This is a genomic window from Flavobacterium amnicola, from assembly GCF_004122165.1.
Lineage (GTDB): Bacteria > Bacteroidota > Bacteroidia > Flavobacteriales > Flavobacteriaceae > Flavobacterium > Flavobacterium amnicola.
On sequence record NZ_SBKO01000002.1, the window covers coordinates 208289 to 235215 of the forward strand.

27 protein-coding genes and 1 pseudogene are annotated in these 26927 nt (G+C 32.0%); 13 read left to right on the forward strand and 15 right to left on the reverse strand.

Annotated features, from left to right (window positions below; genetic code table 11):
• Positions 1 to 1116, forward strand: coding sequence for a glycosyltransferase family 4 protein (locus EQG63_RS06425; RefSeq protein WP_129435534.1), 1116 nt, complete (start codon positions 1 to 3; stop codon positions 1114 to 1116).
• Here the strand turns inward: EQG63_RS06425 and EQG63_RS06430 are convergent.
• Both EQG63_RS06430 and EQG63_RS06435 read right to left on the reverse strand, forming a co-directional pair.
• Positions 1101 to 1850, reverse strand: coding sequence for a glycosyltransferase family 2 protein (locus EQG63_RS06430; protein ID WP_129435535.1), 750 nt, complete (start codon positions 1848 to 1850; stop codon positions 1101 to 1103). The genes EQG63_RS06425 and EQG63_RS06430 overlap by 16 nt on opposite strands.
• Position 1851: 1 nt before the next feature.
• The gene (locus EQG63_RS06435) at positions 1852 to 2571 is read right to left on the reverse strand and encodes a lipopolysaccharide kinase InaA family protein (RefSeq protein WP_129435536.1); all 720 of its coding nucleotides are present in this window, start codon (positions 2569 to 2571) and stop codon (positions 1852 to 1854) included.
• A gap of 96 nt (positions 2572 to 2667) precedes the next feature.
• Here EQG63_RS06435 and EQG63_RS06440 point away from each other — a divergent pair, with 96 nt between their 5' ends.
• The gene (locus EQG63_RS06440; RefSeq protein ID WP_129435537.1) at positions 2668 to 3591 is read left to right on the forward strand and encodes an exostosin domain-containing protein; all 924 of its coding nucleotides are present in this window, start codon (positions 2668 to 2670) and stop codon (positions 3589 to 3591) included.
• A 6-nt stretch (positions 3592 to 3597) separates the two neighbouring features.
• Entirely contained in the window at positions 3598 to 4566 is a 969-nt protein-coding gene (locus EQG63_RS12360) for a hypothetical protein (RefSeq protein ID WP_235827816.1), read from the forward strand.
• Here the strand turns inward: EQG63_RS12360 and EQG63_RS06450 are convergent, their stop codons facing one another.
• From EQG63_RS06450 to EQG63_RS06460, 3 genes are read right to left on the reverse strand one after another with little or no spacing between them, the layout of a single operon-like run.
• A complete protein-coding gene (locus tag EQG63_RS06450; protein ID WP_129435538.1) occupies positions 4567 to 5694 on the reverse strand; it encodes an acyltransferase family protein in 1128 nt (375 codons plus the stop codon).
• Positions 5695 to 5709: 15 nt separating this feature from the next.
• On the reverse strand, positions 5710 to 6771 hold the full coding sequence (locus tag EQG63_RS06455) for an alginate O-acetyltransferase AlgX-related protein (protein ID WP_129435539.1): 1062 nt from the start codon (positions 6769 to 6771) through the stop codon (positions 5710 to 5712).
• Between the two features lie 5 nt (positions 6772 to 6776).
• A complete protein-coding gene (locus EQG63_RS06460; RefSeq protein ID WP_129435540.1) occupies positions 6777 to 8195 on the reverse strand; it encodes an MBOAT family O-acyltransferase in 1419 nt (472 codons plus the stop codon).
• Positions 8196 to 8344: 149 nt separating this feature from the next.
• On the opposite strand from EQG63_RS06460, the gene EQG63_RS06465 reads away from it, so the two are divergent.
• Genes EQG63_RS06465 through EQG63_RS06490 form a run of 6 tightly spaced genes read left to right on the forward strand, consistent with a single transcriptional unit; the run spans position 8345 to position 13830 of the window.
• The gene (locus EQG63_RS06465; RefSeq protein ID WP_129435541.1) at positions 8345 to 9307 is read left to right on the forward strand and encodes a glycosyltransferase family 2 protein; all 963 of its coding nucleotides are present in this window, start codon (positions 8345 to 8347) and stop codon (positions 9305 to 9307) included.
• 3 nt (positions 9308 to 9310) lie between these two features.
• Positions 9311 to 10282, forward strand: a complete 972-nt coding sequence (locus EQG63_RS06470) for an acyltransferase family protein (protein ID WP_129435542.1) — start codon at positions 9311 to 9313, stop codon at positions 10280 to 10282.
• Positions 10283 to 10284: 2 nt separating this feature from the next.
• Positions 10285 to 11106 carry a glycosyltransferase family 2 protein gene (locus tag EQG63_RS06475; protein WP_129435543.1) on the forward strand — a complete coding sequence of 274 codons (822 nt, stop codon included), beginning with the start codon at positions 10285 to 10287 and terminating at the stop codon, positions 11104 to 11106.
• Positions 11099 to 12106 carry a glycosyltransferase family 2 protein gene (locus EQG63_RS06480; RefSeq protein ID WP_129435544.1) on the forward strand — a complete coding sequence of 336 codons (1008 nt, stop codon included), beginning with the start codon at positions 11099 to 11101 and terminating at the stop codon, positions 12104 to 12106. Before EQG63_RS06475 ends, EQG63_RS06480 begins: the two co-directional genes overlap by 8 nt.
• A 12-nt stretch (positions 12107 to 12118) precedes the next feature.
• Positions 12119 to 13189 carry a DegT/DnrJ/EryC1/StrS family aminotransferase gene (locus tag EQG63_RS06485; protein ID WP_129435545.1) on the forward strand — a complete coding sequence of 357 codons (1071 nt, stop codon included), beginning with the start codon at positions 12119 to 12121 and terminating at the stop codon, positions 13187 to 13189.
• Positions 13183 to 13830 carry an acetyltransferase gene (locus tag EQG63_RS06490; RefSeq protein ID WP_129435546.1) on the forward strand — a complete coding sequence of 216 codons (648 nt, stop codon included), beginning with the start codon at positions 13183 to 13185 and terminating at the stop codon, positions 13828 to 13830. Before EQG63_RS06485 ends, EQG63_RS06490 begins: the two co-directional genes overlap by 7 nt.
• A gap of 4 nt (positions 13831 to 13834) precedes the next feature.
• Here EQG63_RS06490 and EQG63_RS06495 read toward each other — a convergent pair whose 3' ends face one another.
• Positions 13835 to 14770 (reverse strand): glycosyltransferase, encoded by a 936-nt coding sequence (locus EQG63_RS06495; RefSeq protein WP_129435547.1) that lies wholly within the window; start codon positions 14768 to 14770, stop codon positions 13835 to 13837.
• A 107-nt stretch (positions 14771 to 14877) separates the two neighbouring features.
• Between EQG63_RS06495 and EQG63_RS06500 the strand changes: the two genes are divergently transcribed.
• The 4 genes and pseudogenes from EQG63_RS06500 (at position 14878) to EQG63_RS06515 (ending at position 18333) form a co-directional block, all read left to right on the forward strand.
• Entirely contained in the window at positions 14878 to 15444 is a 567-nt protein-coding gene (locus tag EQG63_RS06500; RefSeq protein WP_129435548.1) for an L-threonylcarbamoyladenylate synthase, read from the forward strand.
• 28 nt (positions 15445 to 15472) lie between these two features.
• Positions 15473 to 15847: pseudogene (locus EQG63_RS06505) on the forward strand (GxxExxY protein).
• A 29-nt stretch (positions 15848 to 15876) separates the two neighbouring features.
• Positions 15877 to 17295: a CCA tRNA nucleotidyltransferase gene (locus EQG63_RS06510; protein ID WP_129435549.1), complete on the forward strand. Its 1419-nt coding sequence runs from the start codon at positions 15877 to 15879 to the stop codon at positions 17293 to 17295.
• A 12-nt stretch (positions 17296 to 17307) separates the two neighbouring features.
• Complete coding sequence (locus tag EQG63_RS06515) at positions 17308 to 18333, forward strand: COX15/CtaA family protein (RefSeq protein ID WP_129435550.1); 1026 nt, start codon at positions 17308 to 17310, stop codon at positions 18331 to 18333.
• Between the two features lie 4 nt (positions 18334 to 18337).
• Here the strand turns inward: EQG63_RS06515 and EQG63_RS06520 are convergent, their stop codons facing one another.
• From EQG63_RS06520 to EQG63_RS06565, 9 genes are all read right to left on the reverse strand, one after another.
• On the reverse strand, positions 18338 to 19093 hold the full coding sequence (locus EQG63_RS06520) for a LytR/AlgR family response regulator transcription factor (RefSeq protein WP_129435551.1): 756 nt from the start codon (positions 19091 to 19093) through the stop codon (positions 18338 to 18340).
• Between the two features lie 130 nt (positions 19094 to 19223).
• The gene (locus EQG63_RS06525; protein WP_129435552.1) at positions 19224 to 19532 is read right to left on the reverse strand and encodes a 2TM domain-containing protein; all 309 of its coding nucleotides are present in this window, start codon (positions 19530 to 19532) and stop codon (positions 19224 to 19226) included.
• The gene (locus EQG63_RS06530) at positions 19532 to 19837 is read right to left on the reverse strand and encodes a 2TM domain-containing protein (protein WP_129435553.1); all 306 of its coding nucleotides are present in this window, start codon (positions 19835 to 19837) and stop codon (positions 19532 to 19534) included. Before EQG63_RS06530 ends, EQG63_RS06525 begins: the two co-directional genes overlap by 1 nt.
• 4 nt (positions 19838 to 19841) lie before the next feature.
• The gene (locus tag EQG63_RS06535; protein WP_129435554.1) at positions 19842 to 20147 is read right to left on the reverse strand and encodes a 2TM domain-containing protein; all 306 of its coding nucleotides are present in this window, start codon (positions 20145 to 20147) and stop codon (positions 19842 to 19844) included.
• Positions 20148 to 20474: 327 nt separating this feature from the next.
• Entirely contained in the window at positions 20475 to 21812 is a 1338-nt protein-coding gene (locus tag EQG63_RS06545) for a 2TM domain-containing protein (protein WP_129435556.1), read from the reverse strand.
• 31 nt (positions 21813 to 21843) lie between these two features.
• Complete coding sequence (locus EQG63_RS06550) at positions 21844 to 22023, reverse strand: hypothetical protein (protein ID WP_129435557.1); 180 nt, start codon at positions 22021 to 22023, stop codon at positions 21844 to 21846.
• A gap of 37 nt (positions 22024 to 22060) precedes the next feature.
• The gene (locus EQG63_RS06555; protein ID WP_129435558.1) at positions 22061 to 22681 is read right to left on the reverse strand and encodes a hypothetical protein; all 621 of its coding nucleotides are present in this window, start codon (positions 22679 to 22681) and stop codon (positions 22061 to 22063) included.
• A gap of 229 nt (positions 22682 to 22910) precedes the next feature.
• Positions 22911 to 24590 carry a T9SS type A sorting domain-containing protein gene (locus EQG63_RS06560; RefSeq protein WP_129435559.1) on the reverse strand — a complete coding sequence of 560 codons (1680 nt, stop codon included), beginning with the start codon at positions 24588 to 24590 and terminating at the stop codon, positions 22911 to 22913.
• 110 nt (positions 24591 to 24700) lie between these two features.
• A complete protein-coding gene (locus tag EQG63_RS06565) occupies positions 24701 to 26854 on the reverse strand; it encodes a TonB-dependent receptor (RefSeq protein WP_129435560.1) in 2154 nt (717 codons plus the stop codon).
• Between the last annotated feature and the right edge of the window lie 73 nt (positions 26855 to 26927).

Genomic DNA, 26927 nt, shown 5'->3' on the forward strand with positions numbered 1-26927 from the left:
ATGAAAATAGGATACGAAGCAAAACGCGTTTTTCATAATAAAACAGGTTTGGGAAATTATAGCCGGGATTTAGTACGAATCCTGGCCCATTTTTATCCTGACAACCAGTATTTGCTTTACAATCCAAAAAAAAATAAGGAAGTCCTTTTCCAAAATGCTTCTGAAAATGTAGTGGAAAAACTACCTGCAACTCCGTTCTATAAAAAGTTTTATAATTTATGGAGACAAAAAGGAATTTTATCCGACCTAGTAAACGATAAAGTAGAAATTTTTCATGGACTTTCGGGAGAATTACCTACTGGATTGAAAGCTAAAAACATAAAAAGTGTCGTGACCATACACGATTTGATTTTTATGCGCTATCCCAATTTGTATTCTTTTTTTGATCGAAAAATTCATTATTTAAAATTCAAAAAAGCGGCAAATCAAGCCGATTTGGTAATAGCTATCAGCGAACAAACCAAAGAAGACATTATCACATACCTTAAAATACCAAGCGAAAAAATACAAGTCATCTATCAAGGATGTCAAGCAGTATTTAAACAAAAATATTCGGAAACTGAGAAAGAAAAAGCCATTCAAAAGTTTCAACTTCCAAAGCAATTTCTTTTAAATGTTGGTACTTTGGAAGAACGAAAAAATGCGTTTTCCATCGTTAAAGCCATAAAAGACTTAGATATACATTTGGTTCTGATTGGAAAAGAAACCGACTACAGCAAACAAATCCGCGAGTATTGTGCAGCGAATAACTTGGAGCACCGAGTACACTTTTTAAAAGGACTGACCAGCAAAGAATTGGCAATCGTGTATCAATTGGCGACCATTTTTATCTATCCATCTGTATTTGAAGGATTTGGCATCCCAATCATTGAAGCCTTATTCTCCAAAACTCCTGTAATTACTACAAATTCGGGTGTATTTCCGGAAGCGGGAGGTCCAGATTCTTGTTATGTAAATCCGATGGATGTAAGTGAAATAAAAAATACAATTGACTCCCTTTGGCAGAATGAAATCCAAAGAAAAGAAATGGCTGAAAAAGGATTTGAATTTGTACAAAAGTTCAATGACGAAGTGATTGCCAAACAACTAATGCAAGCCTATCACGATTTATTTTGATGCAAGTCTTTTAGTTTGGCGTATTTTAAAAATCCGCAAAAAGCCGAAAACATACTCCATACAAATCCATGGTATCCGTTTAAAAAATTTCTTTGTAAGATATAATAGCGAATAAAATCGAATTTGAATTTAAACACGGTTTTCAGTGTAGATGGTTTTTTGTTTTTTTCGAACAACAATTCACCACTTAGCAGCGCATACTTGATTTGCTTGTTGATGGCTGTGGAAATATCAAAAACCGTATAATGTAGCATTTCATTTTTCAAACTACCAATAGCTCCGGTAACTTCAATTACTTCGTGTACTTTCGCTTCAGTAAACTTTCCGTATTGTTTATTAAACAATCGAAGAATTGGTCTTTTGCTTTCGGCACCATAATGAAATATTTTGTTTAAAAAAACATGCGTACGAGGAATTAGAAAGCCATTTGCTTTGGAAAAATCTAACGTTTTAATTTCTCCAATTAATTCTTCCGACAACACTTCATCAGCATCTAAAGAAAGTACCCAGTCATTTTTCGTTTGATTGAGTGCAAATTGTTTTTGCAATCCAAAATTTTCGAATTTATGATAAATGACTTTGGCTTTGTATTTTTCACAAATAGCAACTGTATTATCAGTACTACCAGAATCTATCACTACAATTTCATCTGCCCAGTACAATTTTTCCAAACACTTTTCAATTACTTTTTCTTCGTTATAAGTAATTATAGAAATCGATACTTTGTGTTGCATATTATAATTTATACTTTTCTTTAAAAGCCCTTTTTTTATCTGCTCTATGGTAAAACTGTGACGTATATTTCCACATTAAATTAAAAACTTCCTCTTCACTTTTATGATACAATTTTGCATACTCGTAACTGATCACTTTAATCATGTATTCGTTGGGTGTTAAACGACTCATGTTTTTCATTCGAGTGTCAAAATCCATTGCATTATGAAATTTCATTCTATTTAAATCGATCAAGTAAAAATCATATTGGTTCTCCCCTACTTTTTTAATTAATGTATTTCCGGGTGAATGGTCTAAAAATTCAATTCCATTATCATGCAATTTAAAACAAAAACGAGCAAATTGTTGTAGGATATTTTCTAAATCAGGGATGTCTACATTAAAAAGCTGATTAAAAACATAATCGACTTCCAAAAACTCACAGATATAGTAACTGTCTTTTAATCGAAGCCAAGTTTTATTTTCATAAAATGCGATTGGTTTAGGGGTACCGATATTGCAAGATTCTAGTTTTTTGGCATAGTCATAAGAACGTTTGGCTTTAGATTCTCTAAAAAAACGATAAATAATTCCGTTAAGTAAAAGTGGAATTTTAAACGATTTTACCGTGACAACAGTGTTTTTATAGGGAAAATTTTTAATTATGTTTCGCTTTCCTTCTACCAGTAGCGTTCCATCCTGATTAAAATTTTCAATAATATAGTGTAAGTCTTTATCCATTGTTCTTATTAAGCAAACAAAATTAAGAGATTTTTTCAGATAGTTAGTCGCAATAACATATTTATTGTAATTTTGATTTTGAGCCTATCTAAAAATATGAGGAAACTTAAATTTTATCTTGAGGAAGCCAACCTATTTACAGAATTTGTAAATAACAACATGGATTTCTCGTCAACTACCAAAGAAGAATGTGATGTTATCATCAGTTCTAGTTTTCCTGTCGGTATTTTTAATAAAAAAGAAATTCAAAAGAAAATTGACTCTTACAAGAATGAAAAAAAATTGGTGGTTATTTTTATGATTTCCGACAATGAATCGAAGTTTCAATTGTATCCTAATATTGTTTTGTTCAGAACCTCCTTAAAAAAATCCAAACGCGATTGGCGAGAATACGTGCTTCCTTATATTTGGGAATGTTTCAGTGAACCCCTTGAGGCACTAGAAAAAACGGAAAAACCTATTATAGGTTTTTGTGGTTCCATCAAAAAAAATTTAGGAAAACGATTATCCTGTATTGAAACGATACAAAAAAATGAAAAGCTTATTTCCAATTTTATATTACGGACTGATTTTTGGGGTGGAAAACCTCAGGACAAACAACTCAAAGAAGATTTTAAGAAGAATATTAAAACAAGTCATTTTAACTTATCCAATAGGGGTCGAGGCAACTTTTCAATGCGATTTTATCAAGTATTATCCTTAGGAAGGATTCCTGTTTTACTAGATAGTGATATGTTATTACCGTTTGAAGAAGAAATCAATTGGAATCGATATTGTATTACTGCAAAAAATGAAAATGAATTGAGTTCTGCAATTACCGCTTGGTGGCAAAACAAAAGCGCACAAGATGTAATTGAAGTGCAAAAAGACTGTTATACATTATTTCAAAATTATTTTACAGAGAAAAAATTCGCAAACAAAGCCATGGAAATTATTAGCGAAAGATTTGAAAATTATGACCCAAATGCCAAAATAAATGATTCTCTTTGGACTACTTTTTTATCAAGGCTAAAACTATAAGTATTGATGGTACAAAAAATTTGCATTATTAGTTTTGATCATTGGAATTATGACAAACATATTGTTACGGCTTTACAAGCAAAAGGAATTGATAGTTTTCATATTAAGATTGGTGAATTCAAATACAAAAATATTGGCGAGCGAATAGGAAATACTTTTTCTAAGGTTTTTTTAGGCATCAATCCGAAGCTGAAAAAACGCCAAGAATTCATTCTAAAGTCCTTGCAAGGAAATGGGATACAAGATCAGATTTTAGTCATTAACCCCGAATTAATCGATAAAGAATACCATTTAGAAATAAAGAAATTCACTCACAAATACATTGCCTATTTATACGACAGCATGCAGCGTTGTCCTATAGATCATTTATTGGATGGCATTTTTGATGAAATCTATTCGTTTGATAAAGACGACTGTAAAACCTTCGGCTTTCAGGAAACTTCTAATTATATCTATTTCAATCCCAAGGAGTATGACAACCCGACAATTGTTAACGAATGTATTTACATCGGTTCGATTGACGAACGTTTGGAACAAGTTGATCAAATTGGGCAATTCTTAAAAAGCCAAAACAGAACTTTTGCATTTTATGCTATTGGAAAAAAAGCTACTTGGTATGCTTTTAAAAATCGATTTACCCATCAATATAAAACCATTACTTTCAGACGAAATCGTTTTACACAAAAGGAAACCTTACAGAAATACAACGAGAGTAAAACACTTATTGATATTGTTAGAAAAAATCAAACGGGATTGAGTTTTCGTATTTTCGAAGCCATTGGACTGAATAAAAACGTGGTCACCAACAACGCAATTATTGCCAATTATGACATTTTTGAGAGTAAAAAAATCAATTTATTGAAAGATGAGACTTTACATTCAAACGATTTTGAATTCACATCTAATGAATATTCTTCCGATTTACAGCACAAGTACCACCTAACAACTTGGGTAGAAAAAGTATTTAAAGTGTAATTACTTAATATTTTTACGCATATTCATAAAAGGTAATTCCACCTTTTTGTACATGTAAATTCCTCCAACAATACTAATTATCATGTACAACACGTATTTTACAATTAGATGTGAATTTCCGAATACACTTTGAAAGTCAATATTGTCAAGTACAAACGTTTGAACAATATTTAAGTTGATTAAGTAAATAGAAAAGGACACGTAACTCAGTGTTGTAATAATGGTATAAATGAGACCACTTCCTGTTTTAATCGTACTGAAATATGGTAAAATCAATAAGAAGGATAAAGATTGTAGCGAAAAGAAAAGGACACCTCTAAAGAAATAACCATGTTCAAACAATGGATATTTAGTATATAAAAACACCAAAATACCGACTACCAAAGCCACATAGCGCCATTTTTGCCAAATATCTTGATGGAATCGGAAAACATACGCACCAAGAATTCCAAAAGTAACACTGTCAATACGTGTAATTACTTGCTTTCTAAACATTAAATCAACCACAGCTCCATCAATATGAGGTAAGGTTAAATAACGATACCAACGGGCTAGAAAACCAATTAAAACAAAGATAAATACGGCGTATAATATTGATTTTTTAATGCTGAGTTTATAGTATCCTCTAAAAATAAAAATGGTTAAAGGCACTAAAATATAAAACCAAACTTCAATACTTAAGGTCCAAGCTTCAGCAAAAAAAAATGGATGTCCGGTACAGAAGTTTTGTATAAATAAAAAGTAGAATAAGGTTTTGATATTCCCAAATCCTTTAATGGTTAGCAATGATAAGATAATCAGAACTATCAAGATAAAATAATAAGCAGGAACTGTTCTAAGTAATCTTTTTTTCCAAAAATTGATTAAAGTCGCTTTGTTTACTTCTCTATTTTCTAGAAGAAAAATTAACAACTGTCCGATTAAGAATCCACTTAAAATGAAAAAGACAAAAACGCCATCTAAAAACTCATAGGCATGTGTATAAAAGCTATTTGGCTTCCCTGGTAAAATCATGGCACCATGACCAAATAAAACACTTATAATGGCTGTGGTTCTAATGATATCAAATCCGTAGATTCGATCGTCGTGAAAATCTACTTTTAAAAAATTTTTAATTGCTTGCAACATTAATTACTTCTATTATTATTCAATTTTTACTCCCGAAAAAGTGCTATTTCTCTCAATAATTTCAAAAACCACAAAATCAGGTTTTTCTGCAGCGATGCGTTGCTTGTCAAAAATAGGTGAAGAAATATATAAGATTTCATTAAAAGTATTGTCGGTAAATTGCAATACATGTTCAAAATAAGAATCTCTAAAAAAGATTCCTTTATAAGAATATTTATCATTTTTAACTCTTCGCAAGGGAACTTTATTGATGGTATCTAGAGTTTCAACGAAATTAGGTTTTACTTTGGCTTTATACTTAAATACTTTTTCATCAGCATATTCATTCAGCATTTTGGTCAAATCCATCTGATTGATAGTTTTCACCGAAATAGTATAATTGTTTTTATCCAGTAAATTAATATTCGGGAAGTCCTTCTTCAACGTCGACAGCATTTTTTGCGTACCAATGAAGGCACCATTGGAATTCCAATGTGAATCCGTTTTGTAGTACAAATCAAAATTTTGATTTTGTGCCATCAATTCTTTTCGAGCATCAATACAAACGATTTTTCCTTTCAAAGCATTGAAGATATAATCGATGTTACGCTGACGTTTGTTTGGAACAACAGGTAAGAATTTCTTATTAATCGTATGCGAATTAGGAGGTATGAAATAATAAAACTTAATACCTAAGCTGTCACAAAACTTCTTCATGTCCAACACTCGATCAATCGTTGCATTAAGTCTTGGCACATTTTGTGTCTCTACTCCTATTGATTCCGAATAATTGTTATTCCAAGAATCCCCTAAAAAGTACCACCCTTCTTTACCAACTACTACTTTGTCTGGTAATGAACTTGTTTTAGAATAATTGGCATTAAAACTCAAATATTGTTGAGCTAGAATATTTCGAAATGCAAAATTATTTTTGAAATAAGTATCAAACATCTCAAATGGACGCTTTTTGTTAAACTCTAATGGTGCTTGATTTTCGCTTTTAAATCCTTCAATTTCATTTGTTTTAAAAAAGAAAAACAACGATGGAACCACCATTACAAAACAAGCTATATATAAAAATATGTTCTTAATATTCATAACTCTTAAAATCTAAAGTAAATAAAAGGATTGTACGTATCTACCGATAAATAAACCATTACAATGTATAATAACCCAATTAAAGTGGCATAATACATTCCTTGTAATACTTTACTGTCTTGATATACTTCTTTATATTTTTTCTGAAAGAAAGGAAACAACGGTAAAGAGAATAAAAACCCTAAAACAAAGATGATTACATTTTGTGCGGTCAAAACATTTTGCACATAAAACACAATGTCCTGAGTATCCGGCATGATAAAGAACATCTTTTTCAAATAAGCAATTGCATGTGGTAAGGTATCGGCTCTAAAAAACACCCAACCAATCATTACTACTAAAAGTGTGTAAATATGCCCTATGGGTTTCCAAAGTTTTTGCAATGTTTTTTCTAAGAATAGTCGTTCCAAAATCAAGAAAACACCATGCATTAATCCCCAGATTATAAAATTCCAACTCGCACCGTGCCATAATCCAGTTGCAAAAAATACAATAAACAAATTACGATACATCGCACTACTTGACACTTTATTACCACCCAACGGAATGTATAAATAATCTCTAAACCATGTCGATAATGAAATGTGCCATCTTCTCCAGAAATCTTTCATAGAAGCCGCTATGTAAGGATAATTGAAATTTTCCAAGAAGTTGAATCCTAACATTTTAGCCAAACCAATTGCCATATCCGAATAAGCCGAAAAGTCGAAATAAATTTGAAGCGAATAGGCTATAATTCCAATCCAAGCGACTCCAGAACTAATAAATTCAGGAGAATAAGAGAAAATTTGATCGGCGACAGAAGCACAAGTATTGGCAATTATCATTTTCTTCGCCAAACCTAAAATCAAGCGTTCTAAACCTTGTGTAAATTTAGAGCGGTTTACATGTCTTTCTTCTAATTCTTTATCAATATCTACATAACGAACAATTGGACCTGCAACCAAATGTGGAAACAAACTCACATAGGCAGCAAAATTGACAAAACTCTTGTTGGCTTTAATTTGCCCACGATACACATCTATGGTATAGGAAAGCGTTTGAAAAGTATAAAAACTAATTCCAAGCGGAAGCGCTACCCCTTTTATTTGCGTGTCAAATTGTATATCAAACAAATCAAAAATACTTCCAATGTTCTGTAAAACGAAGTTAGCATATTTATAAAACACCAGCAACGAAATACTTATGATTAGGGCAATATACATACCTGCTTTTTTCTTTCCTTGTTCTATTAATAAAGAACATTGCCAGTTGGTATAAATGGATAAAAACATAATTCCTATTAAAAGGTATTCACCCCAAGAATAGAAAATAACATTACAGAATAATAAGAATAAGTTTTTATATTTTTTAGAAATGAAGTGGTTTCCCAACAAAACTAAAGGCAAAAACAGACTTAAAAAAATCACACTAGTAAAGAGCATCTTTGAATTTTTTTTTGCAAAAATACACATTTTAAGCTACAATTGAAATTCTTATCAATTAATGCAAGCCTTTACAAACGAAAGAATGTTATTTCAAGTGAATTCCGTACTTTTGCCATCAATAAATTAGCCTTACAATTCTTGTTTTTATGAAAACATCTGTTGCTTTTTGCACATATAACGGTGAAAAATACATAAGAGAACAATTAGATTCAATTTTTAATCAGACCTTAAAGATTGACGAAATTATCATTTGTGATGATCGCTCTTCCGACAATACTATTGCTATAATTCAAGAATATCAGGTTAAATTCCCTTCTGTAATTTCATTATTTATTAATGAGGTGAATTTAAGGAGTGTGAAAAACTTTGAAAAAGCGATTTCATTATGTACCGGTGATATCATTTTTTTATCCGATCAAGATGATAGTTGGATGCCGAATAAAGTGGAAAATTATATTCGTTTTTTTAAAGAAAATCCGAACATTACAACAATTGCTTCCAATGGTTTTTGCATGGATGACAATTCGAACATTTTAGATTTGTATACCATTTGGGATGTACCAGGGTTTTTAAAAGAAGAGCAAGTTTCCTTTGATTATTTCAAGCTTATTACCCAAGTTGGAAATTTTGTGACCGGTGCCGCAATGGCATTTAGAAAAACGATTGTGTCCGAAATCTTACCGTTTCCCACTTTAAAAGATTATCATCATGACGAATGGATTGCTACCGTTGCTACAGGATTAAATTCTTTTGCTTTTTTGAATGAAAAATATTTTAATTATCGTGTGCATTCCAACCAACAGGTGGGAGGCATTTCCTATTCTAAAACAGAAAAAATTAAAAAGCAATTAATTTCAAGTTATACATTAACCGAATTTAAATCGTTCATTGCTTACAAACGTCGTTTGAAGAAGTTGAAAAAAAATTATGATAGAAATACGGCTCTCCTAGAGCATATTACCCATCAAAAAGATTTAATAGTAAAGGCTAAAAATGACATTTTAAATGATTTTAAATCGACATCCGAACGATTCAAAAAAGACTATCCCTTACGATATTCAGCTTTATTATTACTAGACAGAGTTACCAAAAAAAGAAAAATCCAATAACTGATGTCAAAAAGTAATTCTAGAAATAACAATATAGATCTATTAAAGATTGTTTTGAGCCTTTTTGTTGTGGCAGCACATATTTTTCCAACCACTGAAGTTGAAGGAAGTAAAAGCTATGTTTTTTATATGATTCAAGGCTTGGCCAGACTTACCTTACCTCTATTTTTATTGATTACTGGTTATTTTATAAGTGCCAAAATTCATGATTTGAATTTTATCAAAAAAACCGCCAAAAAATTGTTCATCTTATTCATTGTTTGGCAATTACTCTATTTTAAGATTGAATATGATTTTTTCAAGCTAAATGCCATTTCTACTTTACGATTTATTTCCGATTTATTTTATGGCATTGGGCATCTATGGTATTTAATCGCCACCTGTCTGGCTCTATTTTTAATTTATTTCACTCGAAAACTTTCGGATATTAATAAATTAATTTTAGGCGTTTTTTTAATTAGTATCGGCTACTTGTTGCAAGTGATTTTCGAATTAAAATTGGTTACAAATCCAATCTATTTTAATATTTTTTATGGTATTGGGACTTCTAGAAATTTTTTATTTTATGCTTTTCCGTACTTACTAATTGGTGTTTCTCATAATTTATGGATGAAAGATGCCAAAAAGTATAAGTTTCTTTTACTACCTTTATTAGTATTATTGATCGCTGAATCTTTTTATTACATGGGTATTAATTCCTCTATATTCAATATTTTTATTTTGCCGTTACCATTATCCATGTTAATTTTTTCTTGGGTAACTAATTTAAAGCAACAATTTAAATATAGCACTCCTTCAACCTTATCTTTAGGGTTTTACCTTATTCACTTTTATATTATATTGGAAGTCTTTAAAAAATACCAATCGGTGTCGTATTTCTCTTATTATCTGAAGTTTTTAATTGTAGTACTTGGTACATTTGTGGTTTGGTATATTTTGGATAAAATCAATAAAAAAATAGCGATCTTATTTTAATTATGAATCAATTAGTTTCCATAATAATTCCATCCTTCAATAATGCCGAGACCATTATTGAAACTTTACAATCGATAGAAAAGCAATCTTATCAAAATATTGAAGTTATTATTGTAGACGACGGCTCTTCGGATGATTTAAAATCAATAGTTTCAGAATATCAAAATTCTAGTCCGTTAACCATCAGTTATCATTTTCAAGATAACGCTGGTCCTTCAGTAGCTAGAAATAAAGGGGCACAACTAGCAAGAGGAACCTTTTTATTGTTTTTAGATGCTGACGATTTAATTCATGAAAACTATGTCCAGAAAGCCGTAAAAGTGCTTAACGAAAATCCAGCCATTAACATTGTCTATGCCGATGCTGAGTTTTTTGGCGCTGAAATTGGAAAATGGGAATTATCGGAATATAATTTACAAGATTTTCTAAAATACAATTCCATTCCTATTTTTGCCGTAATCAAAAAAGACGTTTTTCACGCCGTTGGTAATTTTGACGAACAATTAACCTTTACAGAAGATTGGGAATTATGGATTCGTATCATCAAAACCTATGGTGGTGTTTATAAAATTCCCGAAACGATGTACTATTACCGAAAACGCTTTAATAAGTCTTCCCTTTCAGATAATATGAATGTTAATAATAATTCCGATTTATCGAGACTGTACATTTATAATAAACATTACGATTTTTATTGTGAAAATGGATTAGATTTAACATCTTTAATCAATACAACTTATCATTTGAAGCATTTCAAAAAGAAATACAACAACATTTGGTATAAAAAATTAGCTGCTAAGTTTAAAAATAAAAACAATGACTAATCCTAAGATAACCGTTGTAATGACGGTTTACAATGGTGAGAAATATATTAAGGAATCTATAGAATGTGTTTTAAACCAAACCTTTCAAGATTTTGAATTACTCGTTATTAACGACGGTTCTACCGATGGAAGTGTTTCTATTGTCGAATCCTTCCAAGATAGTAGAATTCGTTTAATTCACAATGAAAAAAACAGTGGTGTTCTTTTTACCCGAAATAGAGGTTTACAAGAAGCATTTGGAGAATATGTTGCAGTACTAGACAGTGATGACCTATGCACGTCGAACCGATTGGAAACCCAATATAATTTTCTGGAAGCCAACCCAGATATTGCCGTTTGTGGGACTTGGGGAATCATGATCGATGAAAATGGAACTGTTTTTGGACATAAAATCATGCCAGAGACCAATAAAAATTTGGTTTCAATTGCTATGCTTTTTAACAATCAGTTCATTCATTCTTCGGTAATGTATCGAAAAGAAATTGCTTTGCAAGCAGGAGGTTATACCACCGTTAATGGTGGACTGGCAGAAGATTTTGGACTTTTTTCTCGTATTTCCATCCATCATAAAATGGCAAATATTCCTGAGTACATTACTCAGTACAGAGAGCACAACCTAGGTATATCAAAAACTAAAAAAGATGGCATTTTAGTTGGCGAATTAGATATTCTAGCGTATTTATACCAACGATTTGGATTGAGTAAAGACGAATTAGCCGTTCCTTTTTCGTTTATTCAAAATTCATTTGATGCACTTTCTGATAGCCAAATCTCAACATTCTTTAATCGCATCCTTGAACAGAATAAAATAAATAACATCTATCCTGCCAAGCATTTTAATGAAGTGATTTTTAGTAAATGGTACTTGATTGTCAAACAAACAAAAAATCGATTTTTAGCAAAAGAATTATATCAAACTTCAAAAAAATTCAATCATAAATTAACATTTAGAGAAAAGAAAAAATTGTTTAAACTCCATTTTTTCAATTCTACCATATAAATTCCCTCTAGTATGATACCCGTAACAAAATCATTTTTACCTGAAAAACAAGCCTACCTTGATTATTTAGATCGAGCATGGAATAAAGTTTGGCTTACCAATAGAGGTGAACTCACACTCGAGTTAGAAAAAAGAATAAAAGATACGTATGCTATCAACAATATTATCATTACCAATAATGGTACAATCCCTTTACAAATTGCCTTAAAACTTTTAGGAAATCAAGGAGAAATAATTACCACACCTTTTTCATACGTTGCTACTACTTCAGCAATCATTTGGGAAAATTGCAAACCCGTTTTTGTTGATATTCATCCGGAGTACTTATCGATTGATGAATCTAAAATTGAAGCTGCTATTACCCCTAAAACTACTGCCATTTTAGCGACACATGTTTTTGGAAATCCATGTCATATTGAAAAAATTGAGGAAATAGCAAGAAAACACAATTTAGCCGTTATTTATGATGCCGCGCACTGTTTCGGTGTTACTTATAAAGAGGCTTCCATATTTAATTACGGAGATGTTAGCACTTGCAGTTTTCATGCGACCAAAATATTTCACACGGGTGAAGGTGGTGCTATGTTTTGCAACAGCGAAGCGCTATATCAAAAACTATTTTATAGTCATAATTTTGGGCATAATGGCCCTTTAGATTTTCATGGCTTGGGAATTAATGCCAAAATATCAGAGCTTCAATCAGCAATGGGTTTAGCCGTCTTTGATAATTTGGATTATATTTTTAATGAGCGAAAAAAAGTAGTAGAATATTACCTAAATAATTTAAATTTTGAAGCGCTTTCTACTATGAAAATCAGAGAAAATACAAAATGGAATTATAGCTATTTCCCAGTTATTTTTAATTCCGAAGATCAATTATTAAAAGTACAACAGCAACTGAATCAATCGGATATATTTCCCAGAAGGTACTTCTACCCTTCTTTAAATACGATTGAATATGTAAACGGAGAAACGATGCCAATTTCTGAATCTATCGCTTCAAGAATTTTATGTTTACCATTGTATACAGGATTAACCGAAAATGAATTGAAATTAATCAGTAATATAATTAACCTATGTTAGTCATTGGTGCGAAAGGATTCGCTAAAGAAATGTTGGAGATTTTTCATCAAAATAATAGCCTTGATAATTTAGTTTTTTATGATGATGTTAATGCTGATATTGAAGATAAATTATATGGGCTTTTTACAATATTAAAAACTCCAGAAGAAGCCATTCATTATTTTAGTACCGTTTCGAAAGAATTTACAATCGGAATTGGCAACCCGTTGCTACGATATAAATTGGCCCAAAAATTTATTGAATATGGTGGTGAATTAACTTCTGTAATAAGTCCTTTTGCTAAAATCGGTTATTATGGAATTGAAATTGGCAAAGGCGCAAATGTTTTAACCGATGCAATTATCACTTCCAATGTAAAAATTGGGATTGGCTGTTTAATCAATAAACAGGTTATGGTTGGACATGATGTTATTATTGGCGATTTTGCTGAATTGACTCCAAGCGTAAATATTGGTGGTCATTGTCAAATTGGAAGTCATACCATAATTGGAATGAACGCAACTATTCTGCCAAAAATAAAAATTGGTAAAAATGTCGTGGTTGCATCTGGTGCAGTTGTTACAAAAGATGTGCCTGATAATTGTATGGTTGCAGGTGTTCCAGCTGTGTTAAAAAAAGTAAGGGAACCTTTACCCTTTTAAAAAGTTACTTTTTTTTAAACATTTTTTTAAGGATCAATTTTATAAACCTAACTTTTAATTTAAATGATAGGGAGGAGAAATATTTCCAAATAACCCCTTTCATTTCTTTAGTGAATTCTGATTTATTTTTAAAATAGATATCTACAGCATCTAAAGCAGCATTTCTTATTAAATTTCGTAAGGTATTTTTAATATTTTCGTTTTGAAAATCGGTATCTAAATCGTAGAGTTCTTTGATATTGATATAGGAGCTATACTGCTGAAAAAAATAGGACTTTAATGAAAAAACGCCACCTTCGTGTTGTCTATAAACGGATGTCTTTTTGTTTATAAACATTCCATCTCCATTTTTAAGCAATAATAGATATAACGAATTGTCCTTAAAATGCTTCAACGAATTCAACTTTTCTAAATCTAGTCTATCCTTTCTAAAAACACTTGTTAAAGTCAAGGTGCAATACGGATCAAAAATATTATTCAAATCAACTTTGAAATAATCATCAAAAACCATCAAATTACTTTCACCATATGTATTTCCTGTTTTGGTGACATAATTTGTCCAACAAATACAAAAATTATCGTTTTGCTCTAAAAAATTTACCTGCTCTTGTAATTTATTTTCATCACTCCAATAATCGTCCCCTTCACAGATTGCAATATATTTTCCTTCAGCGCTTGGAAAGGTATAATTCGCCCAAATATTAATTTTTTTGGAATACACATTGGTCTCTTGAAAAATACATTTTATCAAATTGGGGTATTCAAGTGCATATTTATTAATAATAGCTCTTGTTGAATCGGTTGAAGCATCATCATGAATAATAATTTCTATCGGGAAGTCAACTTTTTGATTTAAAAATCCTTTAATTGTCTCTTCTAAATATTTTTCATGATTGAAAGTATGACAAACAATACTTACTAATGGTAATTCATTTTTCAAAACGCATCAAATTTAAAGTGTCCAAAGATAATAGTTTTAAAGCCAAGAAAAATAGCATTTTTTCGTTTTTTTGACCTCAATTTGAAGTATTTTTGTCAAAAAAAAGAATGGATATCAATACTGAAGTACACAACGCTTTTGAAGTTATCAAGAATGGTGGAATCATCCTCTACCCTACGGATACCGTTTGGGGAATTGGTTGCGATGCGAGTAATCCGGAAGCTATAAAAAAGATATATGCGTTAAAACAACGCGAAGAATCTAAAAGCATGATTGTTTTAATGAATGGTGACCGAATGCTCTACAATGTATTCAAAGAAGTTCCTGAAGTGGCTTGGCAAATACTCGATTTATCTGAAAAACCAACCACTTTAATATTGGATAATCCTCGAAATGTGGCAGCTAATATTATTGCCGAAGACAAAACACTCGGTATGCGAATTGTAAAGGATCCGTTCTGTTTTAAACTAATGGAACGAATGAAAAAACCATTGGTGTCGACTTCTGCAAATATTTCTGGACAGCCAACACCAAAATCTTTTAAAGAAATTTCACCCGAAATTATAAAAGGTGTCGACTATGTAGTAAATTTGCATCACGACAAAATTTGCGACAAACCTTCCACCATTATCAAATTAACAAACGATTGTCAAGTGAAGGTAATACGTAAATAAAAAATTAAAGCCACGAATACACGAATAAATGCCAAGAATAATTCATCAAGAAGAGAGCTATAAATTAATGGGGATTCTTTTTGAAGTTCACAATCAATTAGGGAGTGGATTTTCAGAAATTGTATACAAAGATGCTATTGAATATGAGTTAAAAAACCATTCTATAACTTTCTAGAGAGAAAAAGAATTTGCTGTAAACTATAAAGAAACAATTTTAAAGCACAAATTCTATGCAGATTTTGTAGTTTTTGACAAAATCATTCTCGAAATAAAGTCTTGTGAATCTATTATTGATGCACATATTGCACAATGTATTAATTATTTAAAAATATCAAATAATAACTTAGCTATTTTAGCCAATTTCACAAAAGATAATTTAGAATACAAGCGAATTGTATTATAAAATATTCGTGTATTCGTGGCTCAATTAAAATGAACTACAAGCAACATTTAAAACATAAAATTTTCGAGATAATCGCTCAATCTGCTAACCAACTTAATGTAGAAACATACGTTATTGGTGGGTTTGTGCGTGATATTTTATTGGAACGTGATCACAAAAAAGACATCGACATTGTTGCTGTTGGAAGTGGGATCGATTTGGCTTTGAAAGTTTCGGAACTGATTCCTCACCATCCGAAAGTACAAGTTTTTAAAAATTATGGCACTGCGATGTTACGCTATGATGACATGGACATCGAATTTGTAGGCGCTCGTAAAGAGAGTTACCATTTTGAAAGTCGAAATCCTGTAGTCGAAAACGGATCGTTAAAAGACGACCAAGACCGCAGAGATTTCACCATCAATGCGATGGCTTTTTCATTAAATACAAACAATTTTGGAGATTTAGTCGATCCTTTTGATGGGGTTTCCGACTTGGAAAATAAAATCATTCGTGCGCCCTTAAATCCAGATATTACCTATAGTGATGATCCACTAAGAATGATGCGTGCAATTCGATTTGCATCGCAACTAAATTTCGAAATAGAAGCCGAATCTTTTGAAGCAATTGCCCGAAACAAAGAACGAATCAAAATTATTTCTGGTGAGCGTATTGTTGACGAATTGAATAAAATTCTTCTCTCTTCAAAACCATCAATTGGCTTTTTGTTATTATTTCAATCAGGTTTATTGGAGCTCATTTTACCCGAATTAACGGCGTTAAATAACGTAGAAGAAATTGAAGGACATACTCATAAAAACAATTTTTACCATACTCTTGAAGTAGTCGATAATATTTGTCCCAATACCGATGATGTTTGGTTGCGTTGGAGCGCCTTACTACATGATATTGGAAAAGCACCCACCAAAAAATTTCACAAAAAGCAAGGTTGGACCTTTCACGGACATGAATTCTTAGGTGGTAAAATGGCTAAGAAAATCTTTGAACGTTTGCATATGCCACTCAATCAAAAATTGAAGTTTGTTCAAAAAATGGTCATGATGAGTTCGCGTCCGATTGTATTATCGGAAGATATTGTCACTGATAGTGCGGTGCGTCGCTTAATTTTTGATGCCGGTGAAGATGTTGAAAACTTGATGATACTTTGCGAAGCCGATATCACGACCAAAAATCCAAAGAAATTTCAGAAGTACCATAATAATTTCAAAATCGTACGCGAGAAAATCGTTGAAGTCGAAGAACGTGACCGTGTACGCGAATTTCAACCTCCTATTTCGGGAGAGGAAATCATGGAGATTTTTGGATTAAAACCTTCTCGAGAAATTGGAGTTTTAAAAGAAGCGGTAAAAGAAGCCATTTTAGAAGGCGAAATTCCAAATGAATACCAAGCCGCTTTTAATTTTGTATTGAAACGTGCTGAAAAATTAGGATTGAAAAAAGTAAAATAATTTAATTGAACCATGAAAAAAGATAAATCGGTTATTATTTGGTTACTTACAGGTTGTGTATTGGTTTTTATAATGGTGGTTGTGGGCGGCATTACACGCTTAACCAATTCAGGTTTATCGATGACCGATTGGCATTTGGTTACCGATACCTTTCCTCCTCTAACGGAAGAAAAATGGGAAAAAGCTTTTGAGGCTTACAAACAATTTCCAGAATATCAAAAAATCAACCAGTACCAAGAAGGCGGCTTCAACTTGAATGATTATAAATACATTTATTTCTGGGAATGGTTCCACCGATTTATTGGAAGAATTATTGGTTTGGTTTTCATTATTCCATTTTTCTATTTTTTAATTAAAAAGAAACTAGACCAACAAACCATTCAAAAATGTTGTGTTTTACTCGGAATGGGTGCTTTACAAGGTTTCTTTGGTTGGTTTATGGTTAAAAGTGGATTAGTAGACAATCCAGATGTAAGTCATTTTAGATTGGCATTGCACTTAACCTTTGCTTTTATCACTTTTGCGTATACACTTTGGGTAGCCTTAGACTTGATATATCCTGAAACAAATACTGTAATAGTTCCTTTACGTAAAATTGCGCGAATTGCCTTGATAGTATTAATTCTTCAAATCATTTATGGTGGTTTTGTGGCTGGTTTAAATGCAGGAATGATTCATAACCATTGGCCTTTAATGAGTGACGGACAGTTTTTTCACGAAAGCATTGCACTCGAAAAGGAGTCTTGGCTGTTACGTTTTACTGAAGGTAAAAGTGGTGTACAATTTGTACATCGAACCATGGCTTATGTAGTGGTTGGTTTAATTTTATATCTCTTTTTTCAAAGTAAAAAATTTAGTTTAACGTCTACACAGCAAAAAGGATTGAATGCTTTAGTTCTGATTGTTTTTGTTCAATTTACGTTAGGTGTTTTGACCTTGTTGTTACATGTCCCACTTTGGTTGGGTTTGGCACATCAAGTGGTCGCATTCTTTTTGCTAACGGCAATGACCTTTACTTTACATCGATTGAATAAATAAATTTTTATCCAATCCATTCTTTAAAGTCATTCACACGCTCTCGAGCTACAATTACTTCATCCTCTTTATAGGTCGGTAAAACGATTTTTAAACGGGAATTCGTATGTACTTGAATTTCCTTAATTCCTTTCAGTGGAATGATAAATTTTCGGCTCACTCGGAAAAATTCTTTCGGGTCCAAGTCAATTTCCAATTGTTCTAAGGTACCGTCGAGTAAATAATCACGATTATCATAGGTATGCAAATAGGTCCCTTTGTCTTGACTGTAAAAACACTCGGCTTCTTCTATGTTGATTAGTTTTAACTGTTGTCCGACTTTGACAGTAAAACGTTTTTTATAGTTTTTATCGATTGGATTGACCAACATCTTTTTGATCATTTCAAAATCGAGTGATAAGTTGGAGGTGGTTTGTGTTCTAGCTTTGAATTTTTTCACCGCAATTTCCAAATCATCTTCATCAATCGGTTTTAATAAATAATCAATACTATTCAGCTTAAAAGCACGTAACGCATATTCATCATAGGCAGTGGTAAAAATCACAGCACTTTTAATATCAATGGCTTCAAAAATTTCAAACGACAAACCATCAGACAATTGAATATCTAAGAAAATCAAATCGGGATGGGCATTGTTTTGAAACCATTGGATAGATTCTTCCACCGAATGCAACATGTTGCTAACATGCAATCCTAATTTTTCTACTTTTCGTTGTAATAATCGTGCCGCAGGCTTTTCGTCTTCTATGATTATGATGTTCATTAAAAAAATTTAGATGTTTACTAATTATTATTTTTGATGTTAACTTTATGTTGCCTTCGAGTGCCTCAAGCAACAAATTATCTCAGACAAAGTAACTGATTATTGACGAAGGTAACTGAGGTTCTCGAAGTTATTCCCATTTATTTTGCTTGTCTTTTTCCATTAATTCTTTGATCTTTTTTTCTTCCCAATTACTGCCCAAAATTATATTGGGTAAAAATACCGACAAAGCATGAGTTAACAATCCAAGTCCCCAAAAGAAAGCCGTAAAAAAGTTTTCTAGTTTAAAATAACTTTCTCCTGGTTCTAAATTTTGAATGTTAATTATCACAATCATGATATTCACCAATAGATAGATTGCTGCGTGAGTATAAAAACCTTTAATTTTTTTGACTCTTTTTTGAGCTTCTTGGTATTTTATTTCGTCTTGTGTGTTCATTACTTTCTAGTGTTATTTGGATTTTCTTTTTCTAAAATTTCATTGATTTTTCTTTGTTCCCAATCGTTGCCTAAAAAAGGAATCTTATCAAATGCTCTCAAAGCGTGTAATACTAATCCAATTCCCCAACAAAATGGAACTTTAAAAGCATGCCATATGGTTTCTCCTTCGTCAATACGTTGGGTTTTAATTGCAATTATAAAAGTATTAAATAGGATGTAAACAAATAAATGCGAATAAAAAGCTCTCATTTTTTTGACTTTTCTAGCCGCTTCCTGATATTTTATTTCTTCATGTGGATTCATTTTACTAAGATTTAGTATTGTTCTTTTCTTCTTCCATAAATTGTTTAATTTTTCGCGCTTCCCAATCTTTCCCCATAAACGGAAACCAATTAAATACTTTGGAAGCGTGACCTAAAACACCTAATCCCCAACCCGCCATTGAATAAATAAACCATAAATGTTCTGGTGTGTATTTCAAATTGATAAAAACAAGTAATCCCATCACCAAAATATAAACCACTAAATGAGAATAAAAACCTTTTATTTCCTCTACTTGCTTTTTTGCTAATTGGTATTTTTCGTATTCGATTTTGTTATTTAAATTTTCCATAATTACTTTCCTTTTGCTTTTCAGCATTATCGTTATTCATTATTTTCAGAATTTGATTTTTTTCCCATTTATTGACAAAAACATTTTCAATAATAAACAGTTTTACACCTTGTATTCCAATAATAAATGTCTAACACCACATGACTGTTTCGTTGAGATGTTTTATCGGGAAAAAGTTCAAAGGCGCTCCAAAATACCTTTTCGAAACATAAAGTATCAAACCAATCATAAAAATAAATAAGTGGTTGTAAAACTTTTTCATTCGTTTTACTCTCTCTTTTGCTATATCCAGTGCAATTTGTTCGGTTGTGTTATTGTACTGCATCACTACTTCCATTTATTGTTATTCTTATCTTTTTCAAGGAGTTCCTGTATTTTACGTTCCTCCCAATTCTTTCCATAGCCAAAAGTTTCTAAAGCGTGCATTAATACCCCAAATCCCCAGCCTAACATCGGAAACCAAAACCATTGAAATCCTGATGATGTGTTTAAATTGATAATGACTAAAATTGGAATAACTGTACAATAGGAGATTAAATTTCCGTAAAAACCTTTCAGCTTTTCTACTCGCTCTTTCGCTTTTACAAAAGCCATATTTTCGTTATATATATTTTGCGTTTCCATAAAGGCAATTTGTTTTGTTAATATTGGAATTTTTACAATGAAAAACTCCTGATTTTGTTCAATTAATACTTTACGTTCAGAAATTAAAGCATAACGATTCACAATATTTTGCAAGCCAACACCTTGACGATCTTGAAGCACTTCCTTCTTTTGCAAGTTGTTTTGAATGATCAAATAATTATTTTCGATAAAAATTTTAATATGCAACGGTTTTTGCTCGCTTACCACATTGTGTTTGATTGTATTTTCTAATAAAAGTTGCAATGAAAGTGGTACCACACGGGCTTCAATATTATCAAAATCATCTGGCAAATCGTAGGTAATACTATTCTCAAATCGCATTTTTAATAGATTCATATACGTCTTGGCAAAACTCAATTCTTCTTCTACTGAAACTAGCTCTTTATCTTTTTGTTCTAAGACATAGCGATAAATTTTAGACAATGAAGTAGTAAACTTCTGTGCATTATCTGGATTTTCTTCGATTAAAGAACTTAATACATTTAAACTATTAAATAGAAAATGTGGATCAATTTGATTTTTCAAGCTTTCAAATTTCGCCGAAGCTGTACCTGCGATTACTTTCTGTTCTTTTAGCTTACTATCTTGATAAGCTCGATAGAAATGAAAGGCATATAGCGAAATTGAAACGATGAATGTTATAATTATTGCTACTACATAATTGGCAGGTTGCTCGTTAGTTAGGAATTCTGAAAAACTTTTGTGCTCAATAATCACATCTTCAATAATTCTTAGACAGAAAATTACCATCAAGGAAACCACAAATGAGGTTAAAAATCCAATAATGATTCTTTTTACTGAAAACCGATTCGCTTCAAAAACTTTATCCAGGTAAACAAAAACTGCTTTGTTGGCATAGCCCAATGTAAAAGTATAAAGCAATGTGTATAACAATCCCTGTATCAGTCTGCTATTTAGTGCTATCTGATTTCCAAAAGCCAAATTAATTAACTGAATAACTATAAAAATGATAAACCCAATTAGGAATACTTTTAAAATTTCTTTGATTGTTATTTTCATTGCTTTGATACTATTTTTTGAAGTTTAGCTATTATAACTTTGATTTTGCAATCGATGATGCTATAAACCCAATACCCATACCCACTAGTACACCTATTGAAGTTTTATCAAAGTACATCCCAATTCCTAATCCAACGAACATACAGCCGATAAAGATACCGTTACCTACACTGTTCCATTTTTTGTTATTGTTTTGATCTTGATTTTCCATGATTTTGTTTTTTGTTTGTTATAACTTTAGAGAACAATTATTTACAATTTGCAGCTGCTTGTTGCGCTCTGTCTAATCCCCAATTCGGATGAAATTGCGTTTCTGGTTTAAAGTTAGTAAAAAGTTCTAATGAACGATTAATTTCAGCACATAATGGCTTTGTATCTGCACCTGACCACTTCGCACCCCCTAATTCAAATTCTGCTTTTCCAAATACAGCTCTAGGATTTTTAGAATCAATGGCTAATGCTTTTCCATATTCAGCCATTGCTAAAGGTGAATATTTCATTCCGTTACTCATTGGATCTTGGACCAATATAGCGGTATAAATTAAAGCTTGCATCACATTGATTTCGGCATTGGTTGGACTTACTAATTTTGCGTTGTTTAATGCGTTTTGTCCTTTTTCGATTAAAGAAGTTGCTTTTTCACGATTTTCAGGTTTGAAAGCTTCCACTGTGTTAATCATAGCAACATAATAGTTTGGCAACCAGTTGGCTTTTTCAACTGAAGCAATTCTTTCAAATAATGCCGATGCTTCTGTTGCTTGACCCGATTGCCACATACCTAAGGCTTTCCCCATACCTTCTTCAAATTTCGCTTGTCCAAATACTGCTGAACAAAATAATAAAACTGCTGTTGTAAATAATCGTACCATAATTTTTGATTTTAATTTGTTATTAATTTAGTTAATGATTGAAACTTTTTGTTTTTATTTCTGAACCAAAATTACTTCGGTTGTACTCGTTAAAAAATTTATACTTACCGAACTGTCAATTTTGATGGATGAATTGTTGTTTTATATAAAAATGGCGATTAATCAGCTTATTAAAGGCAAAAAAAAACCTGAAGTAATACCTCAGGTTTTAAAATTATTCTTAAAAAAATTATCTCTCGATAGTAAATTTTAAATTGCTCATTTCCTTGTTATTACTCACTTTTAAAAAATATACCCCTTTATTTAATGACGAAACATTTAGTTCATAAGTATCATTAAATACTTTTTGAGCGGGAAGTACAATTTGACCTAGAGTATTGTATACTTCAAGATTTACACTATCCCTAAAAGAACCAAACTTAATATTTAGAATATTATTAGCAGGGTTTGGATAGATAATCAATTTATCTCTAAAAGCAACTTCATCAATGCTCAAAGAGCAAGAGCCTGAAAAATTAGCTTCAATACCCAATTGCCCTAAATTTGTAGCTACTAAGGCTAAAGCTCCGCCAGTAATAGCAGTTGTATAGTAGGGAGTAGTTAAATTAGGGTTAGGATATGCCCCGACAGGAAAATAACCCGTTGTAGCATTAGCACTTTGTCCTAATCCTACATACACCAATTGATTTGCTGCAACCGAAACCGGGGTAGGAAAAGTAAATGTTTTAATAGTCCCTAAATCACCATTTGCAATCGTTAAATTAGGACTCTGAGCTAAAATTGCACCAGCATTGTTTAGGAGTACACCAAACACATTATTACCTACAGATTGGACAGGTAATGAAATAGCTACATTTGCTCCCGAAATTGAGGAAGCAACAGAATTTTGAATAGGTGTAGCAATTATACCAGAACCTGTATTAAAACCTACTGAACCTGAATAAGTCACTGGGTTTTGCGCAGCTCCAGATGTAAAACAAGTAGCTGCAATATTAAAATTAAAAGCGTTATTCGAACCAAGCTGATCTGCAGGTACAGTCACACTCAAAACATTCGCTCCCAATGCAGTTGGAGTCCAATTTGCAAAATTTACAGTCGTTGAAGCACCAGCTGCCAAAGAAGCAATGTTTTGTGAGTCTGCATAAGAATTGGCTCCCGTCATGTTTGCACTAACATTAATATTGGTCAAGGTTGTATTACTTTTATTTCTTATTAGAGCTGATACTGGCACTGGAAGACCTAAAGTTGTTGCCACATTTCCTAAAGTATTTATAGTTTCTACAGAAACATCATTTGAATAAGGGTTCGGAAAACCAAAACGCATAGCAGGTCGAAAAGCAGTTGATCCTAAAGTTGTTGGAGCTACAGTAGCACTATTAGCAGAAACACAACCTCCTGCTAAGGAATTATTAGCAGAATAGGTAGCTGGTGTAGTTGAATATGGCCCTGCACTTGAAAAATCATAGGCAACATAAACTGAACCACCTGTATAGGTAAAAGGTGTTGTTAAAGTTAAATCGATATTTGTAGCACTTGCTGGAATAGTATATGAACCTGAATATACTTGAGTCATTCCTGTAATAATAGTAGCCCAACTTGTACCTTTTGTAAAGGTTACATCAGCAGAGTTTTGCATGTAAACAGTTAATGTTCCTGTTACCGGAACATCTGAGCCTGCAGTAGTTATTAAACCAAATGAATTTAATGAAGTAGCAGCAGGAATAGAAGTCAATTCGGATGCCAATACTATTGAAGAAGCTCTCAAAAAAGCATAAGTAGATAAACCATTTGGCGCACGTACTTGAGTTGTAGTTGTACCAATAGGAGCTGATACAACATTATTTACTTGACCAAATGCGAACTGTACCGCTAATATCGCGAATACAAATAATAGAGTAGTTTTTTTCATAGATTGGATTTTTAGTTATCAACCTAAAAATAAGTAATATTAATTTTCAATTTTTCAAAAAAACAATTACTCGATGTAACTACATAAAAAACCGATGAAAAGTTATAAAACTATAAATTATCCAACTGATTGGCTTTTTTATCGGAACTAATGGTCCAAAAGAAGCCTACAAAAAAGAATCGTTTAGCGGGTTGAGCAATCGCTTGACGTTGGTATTGCCCTGCTAAATCAGGTGAATTAGCATATTGATAACCAAACACATTATTTCTTCCTAAAACATTCGACACCGAAAAGAATAAGATTTTTTGTTGTGATACTAAATACGACCAGGCAACACTTAAATCATTATAGTTTTTCGTTTTTCCATTCATAAATTGTATTTCATTTGGATTATTATACGGTCGGCCGGAAGCGAATGTATTTGTCAGACTAACTTGTGATTTTAAATCGTTTATCCAATACTTACCAACTAATGAAATTGTATGTTTGGCAATAAAACTTGGTGTTGCTTCGGCTGAATAATTTCTATAATCTCGTTTACTATCTATGTAAGAATAAGACAACCAATAATCAACATTTTTAATTGTTTTATTATCTCTCCAAAAAACATCTAATCCCTTGGCATATCCAAATCCATTATTGTTGTAATTACTATTAAATACAGGAAATGCACTATCAAATTTTACCAGATTATCGTAATCCTTATAATACAATTCAGTGCGCAAAGTTCTTTTGTGTATGCTGTAGGTATAATTCAAAATGTAATGCTGTGCCTTTTCAAAATCGAATGCTTTAAAATATTTCAAATACTCTTGTTTTGGTGCTTGATGAAAATCGCCATACGCCAATGAAAATTGTCCGTTCTGAGATGATTTGAAAGCCAATGAAACTCTTGGTTCAATCACAGATTTTTGCAACAAATCATTATACATCGTACGAACACCCACTTTGGTTGCAAATTTTTGAGAAAACAAAAAATCACTTTCTGCAAAAAATGTTACGATGTTACTTTGATATTCGGAAGCCACACTTTTGTCTAAATAAGGGGTGTAATTTTCATCAAAATTGGTTCTGAAGTAATCGCTACCAAAGGACATCTTAATCTTATTAGAAATCTTTTTATCCAATTTCAGCTTCAAGTGTGATGCAACTTCGTCATTTTTTAATGCATCTTTATCAATTCCCATCGTAACATAGTTAAGTCCTAAGCTCAATCCTGTTTGCAAGGTCCAACCCGAGCCAAACTTCCCTTTATAGGAAGAATTGAAGTAGAAATTATTGTTTTTATTACTAATTCTAACTTTATCTACAACATTGATGTCTTCCTGATTCAAATCGAAAATAGAATAATCGAAAGCACCATAAATTTTAAGCAAGCCATTTGTAAATTTTCTTCTGTACACTGTTTCTCCAGAAATACCTTGATAAGCTTTATTCCAATCCACTTTTTGAGGAACCAACCATTGATAGGGTTGTAAATTGATATAGGTTGTATTGAAACTCAACGAACTTTTCTCCCATTTTTTGGTTCTTCCAACTCCTAAACCCACCGACATAAAACTATAATCCGTTTTATCTTGATCGGGTTCGCTGATAGAATTCATTAGTAAAACACTCGATAGCGCATCTCCAAATTCCGCCGAATATCCACCAGTAGAAAAGGTCATTCCATTGAATAAAAAAGGAGAAAATCGGCCACGAGTAGGCAAATTATTAGCAGTAGCACCATAAGGTTGTGCCACTCGAATCCCATCGATATAGGTTTGTGTTTCATCACTCTCCCCTCCTCGTACTAATAATCGGCCACTTTCACCAGCCACTTGAGCTCCAGGTAAGGTTTTAAGCGCTCCAACAATATCGCCCACAGAACCTGCCGTAGTCACAATATCAAGTGCTTTTAAAGAAGCCGACTTACTATTATCGCCTGCTTTAAAAGAACCCGCCGAAATCACGACAGCATCTAATACATTTATTTCCGCTCTCATTTTTATTACAATTGGCAGATTCTCTTCAATAGTAATCGGCATCTTTATTTCTTGATAATTTAATGCAGATGCAGTTAGTATTTTAGCACCTTTCTCGGTGGTTTCAAAAGTAAAATCACCACTTTCATTTGAGGTAACTCCGTCGTAAGTTCCTTCAATAAAAACATTAACACCAAAAAGTGGTTTTCCTTTGGTGTCGATTACTTTTCCTGAAATTTTAGTTTGGCCAAACGAGTGCAAGGCAGAAAATAAAACGATAATTTTTAATATAGTCTTCATGGTTTGTTGAAATTTGATAGTTCAAAATTGGGGGAACTTAATCAAGGAAAAAATTTAAGTTGACCGAATTGTA

What these genes read in the sequence shown, in the direction of transcription:
- EQG63_RS06425 (WP_129435534.1), top strand. Translation starts at nt 1, where the DNA reads ATGAAAATAGGATACGAAGCAAAACGCGTTTTTCATAATAAAACAGGT.
- EQG63_RS06430 (WP_129435535.1), bottom strand. Translation starts at nt 1,850, where the DNA reads ATGCAACACAAAGTATCGATTTCTATAATTACTTATAACGAAGAAAAA.
- EQG63_RS06435 (WP_129435536.1), bottom strand. Translation starts at nt 2,571, where the DNA reads ATGGATAAAGACTTACACTATATTATTGAAAATTTTAATCAGGATGGA.
- EQG63_RS06440 (WP_129435537.1), top strand. Translation starts at nt 2,668, where the DNA reads ATGAGGAAACTTAAATTTTATCTTGAGGAAGCCAACCTATTTACAGAA.
- EQG63_RS12360 (WP_235827816.1), top strand. Translation starts at nt 3,598, where the DNA reads ATGGTACAAAAAATTTGCATTATTAGTTTTGATCATTGGAATTATGAC.
- EQG63_RS06450 (WP_129435538.1), bottom strand. Translation starts at nt 5,694, where the DNA reads ATGTTGCAAGCAATTAAAAATTTTTTAAAAGTAGATTTTCACGACGAT.
- EQG63_RS06455 (WP_129435539.1), bottom strand. Translation starts at nt 6,771, where the DNA reads ATGAATATTAAGAACATATTTTTATATATAGCTTGTTTTGTAATGGTG.
- EQG63_RS06460 (WP_129435540.1), bottom strand. Translation starts at nt 8,195, where the DNA reads ATGCTCTTTACTAGTGTGATTTTTTTAAGTCTGTTTTTGCCTTTAGTT.
- EQG63_RS06465 (WP_129435541.1), top strand. Translation starts at nt 8,345, where the DNA reads ATGAAAACATCTGTTGCTTTTTGCACATATAACGGTGAAAAATACATA.
- EQG63_RS06470 (WP_129435542.1), top strand. Translation starts at nt 9,311, where the DNA reads ATGTCAAAAAGTAATTCTAGAAATAACAATATAGATCTATTAAAGATT.
- EQG63_RS06475 (WP_129435543.1), top strand. Translation starts at nt 10,285, where the DNA reads ATGAATCAATTAGTTTCCATAATAATTCCATCCTTCAATAATGCCGAG.
- EQG63_RS06480 (WP_129435544.1), top strand. Translation starts at nt 11,099, where the DNA reads ATGACTAATCCTAAGATAACCGTTGTAATGACGGTTTACAATGGTGAG.
- EQG63_RS06485 (WP_129435545.1), top strand. Translation starts at nt 12,119, where the DNA reads ATGATACCCGTAACAAAATCATTTTTACCTGAAAAACAAGCCTACCTT.
- EQG63_RS06490 (WP_129435546.1), top strand. Translation starts at nt 13,183, where the DNA reads ATGTTAGTCATTGGTGCGAAAGGATTCGCTAAAGAAATGTTGGAGATT.
- EQG63_RS06500 (WP_129435548.1), top strand. Translation starts at nt 14,878, where the DNA reads ATGGATATCAATACTGAAGTACACAACGCTTTTGAAGTTATCAAGAAT.
- EQG63_RS06510 (WP_129435549.1), top strand. Translation starts at nt 15,877, where the DNA reads ATGAACTACAAGCAACATTTAAAACATAAAATTTTCGAGATAATCGCT.
- EQG63_RS06515 (WP_129435550.1), top strand. Translation starts at nt 17,308, where the DNA reads ATGAAAAAAGATAAATCGGTTATTATTTGGTTACTTACAGGTTGTGTA.
- EQG63_RS06520 (WP_129435551.1), bottom strand. Translation starts at nt 19,093, where the DNA reads ATGAACATCATAATCATAGAAGACGAAAAGCCTGCGGCACGATTATTA.
- EQG63_RS06525 (WP_129435552.1), bottom strand. Translation starts at nt 19,532, where the DNA reads ATGAACACACAAGACGAAATAAAATACCAAGAAGCTCAAAAAAGAGTC.
- EQG63_RS06530 (WP_129435553.1), bottom strand. Translation starts at nt 19,837, where the DNA reads ATGAATCCACATGAAGAAATAAAATATCAGGAAGCGGCTAGAAAAGTC.
- EQG63_RS06535 (WP_129435554.1), bottom strand. Translation starts at nt 20,147, where the DNA reads ATGGAAAATTTAAATAACAAAATCGAATACGAAAAATACCAATTAGCA.
- EQG63_RS06545 (WP_129435556.1), bottom strand. Translation starts at nt 21,812, where the DNA reads ATGAAAATAACAATCAAAGAAATTTTAAAAGTATTCCTAATTGGGTTT.
- EQG63_RS06550 (WP_129435557.1), bottom strand. Translation starts at nt 22,023, where the DNA reads ATGGAAAATCAAGATCAAAACAATAACAAAAAATGGAACAGTGTAGGT.
- EQG63_RS06555 (WP_129435558.1), bottom strand. Translation starts at nt 22,681, where the DNA reads ATGGTACGATTATTTACAACAGCAGTTTTATTATTTTGTTCAGCAGTA.
- EQG63_RS06560 (WP_129435559.1), bottom strand. Translation starts at nt 24,590, where the DNA reads ATGAAAAAAACTACTCTATTATTTGTATTCGCGATATTAGCGGTACAG.
- EQG63_RS06565 (WP_129435560.1), bottom strand. Translation starts at nt 26,854, where the DNA reads ATGAAGACTATATTAAAAATTATCGTTTTATTTTCTGCCTTGCACTCG.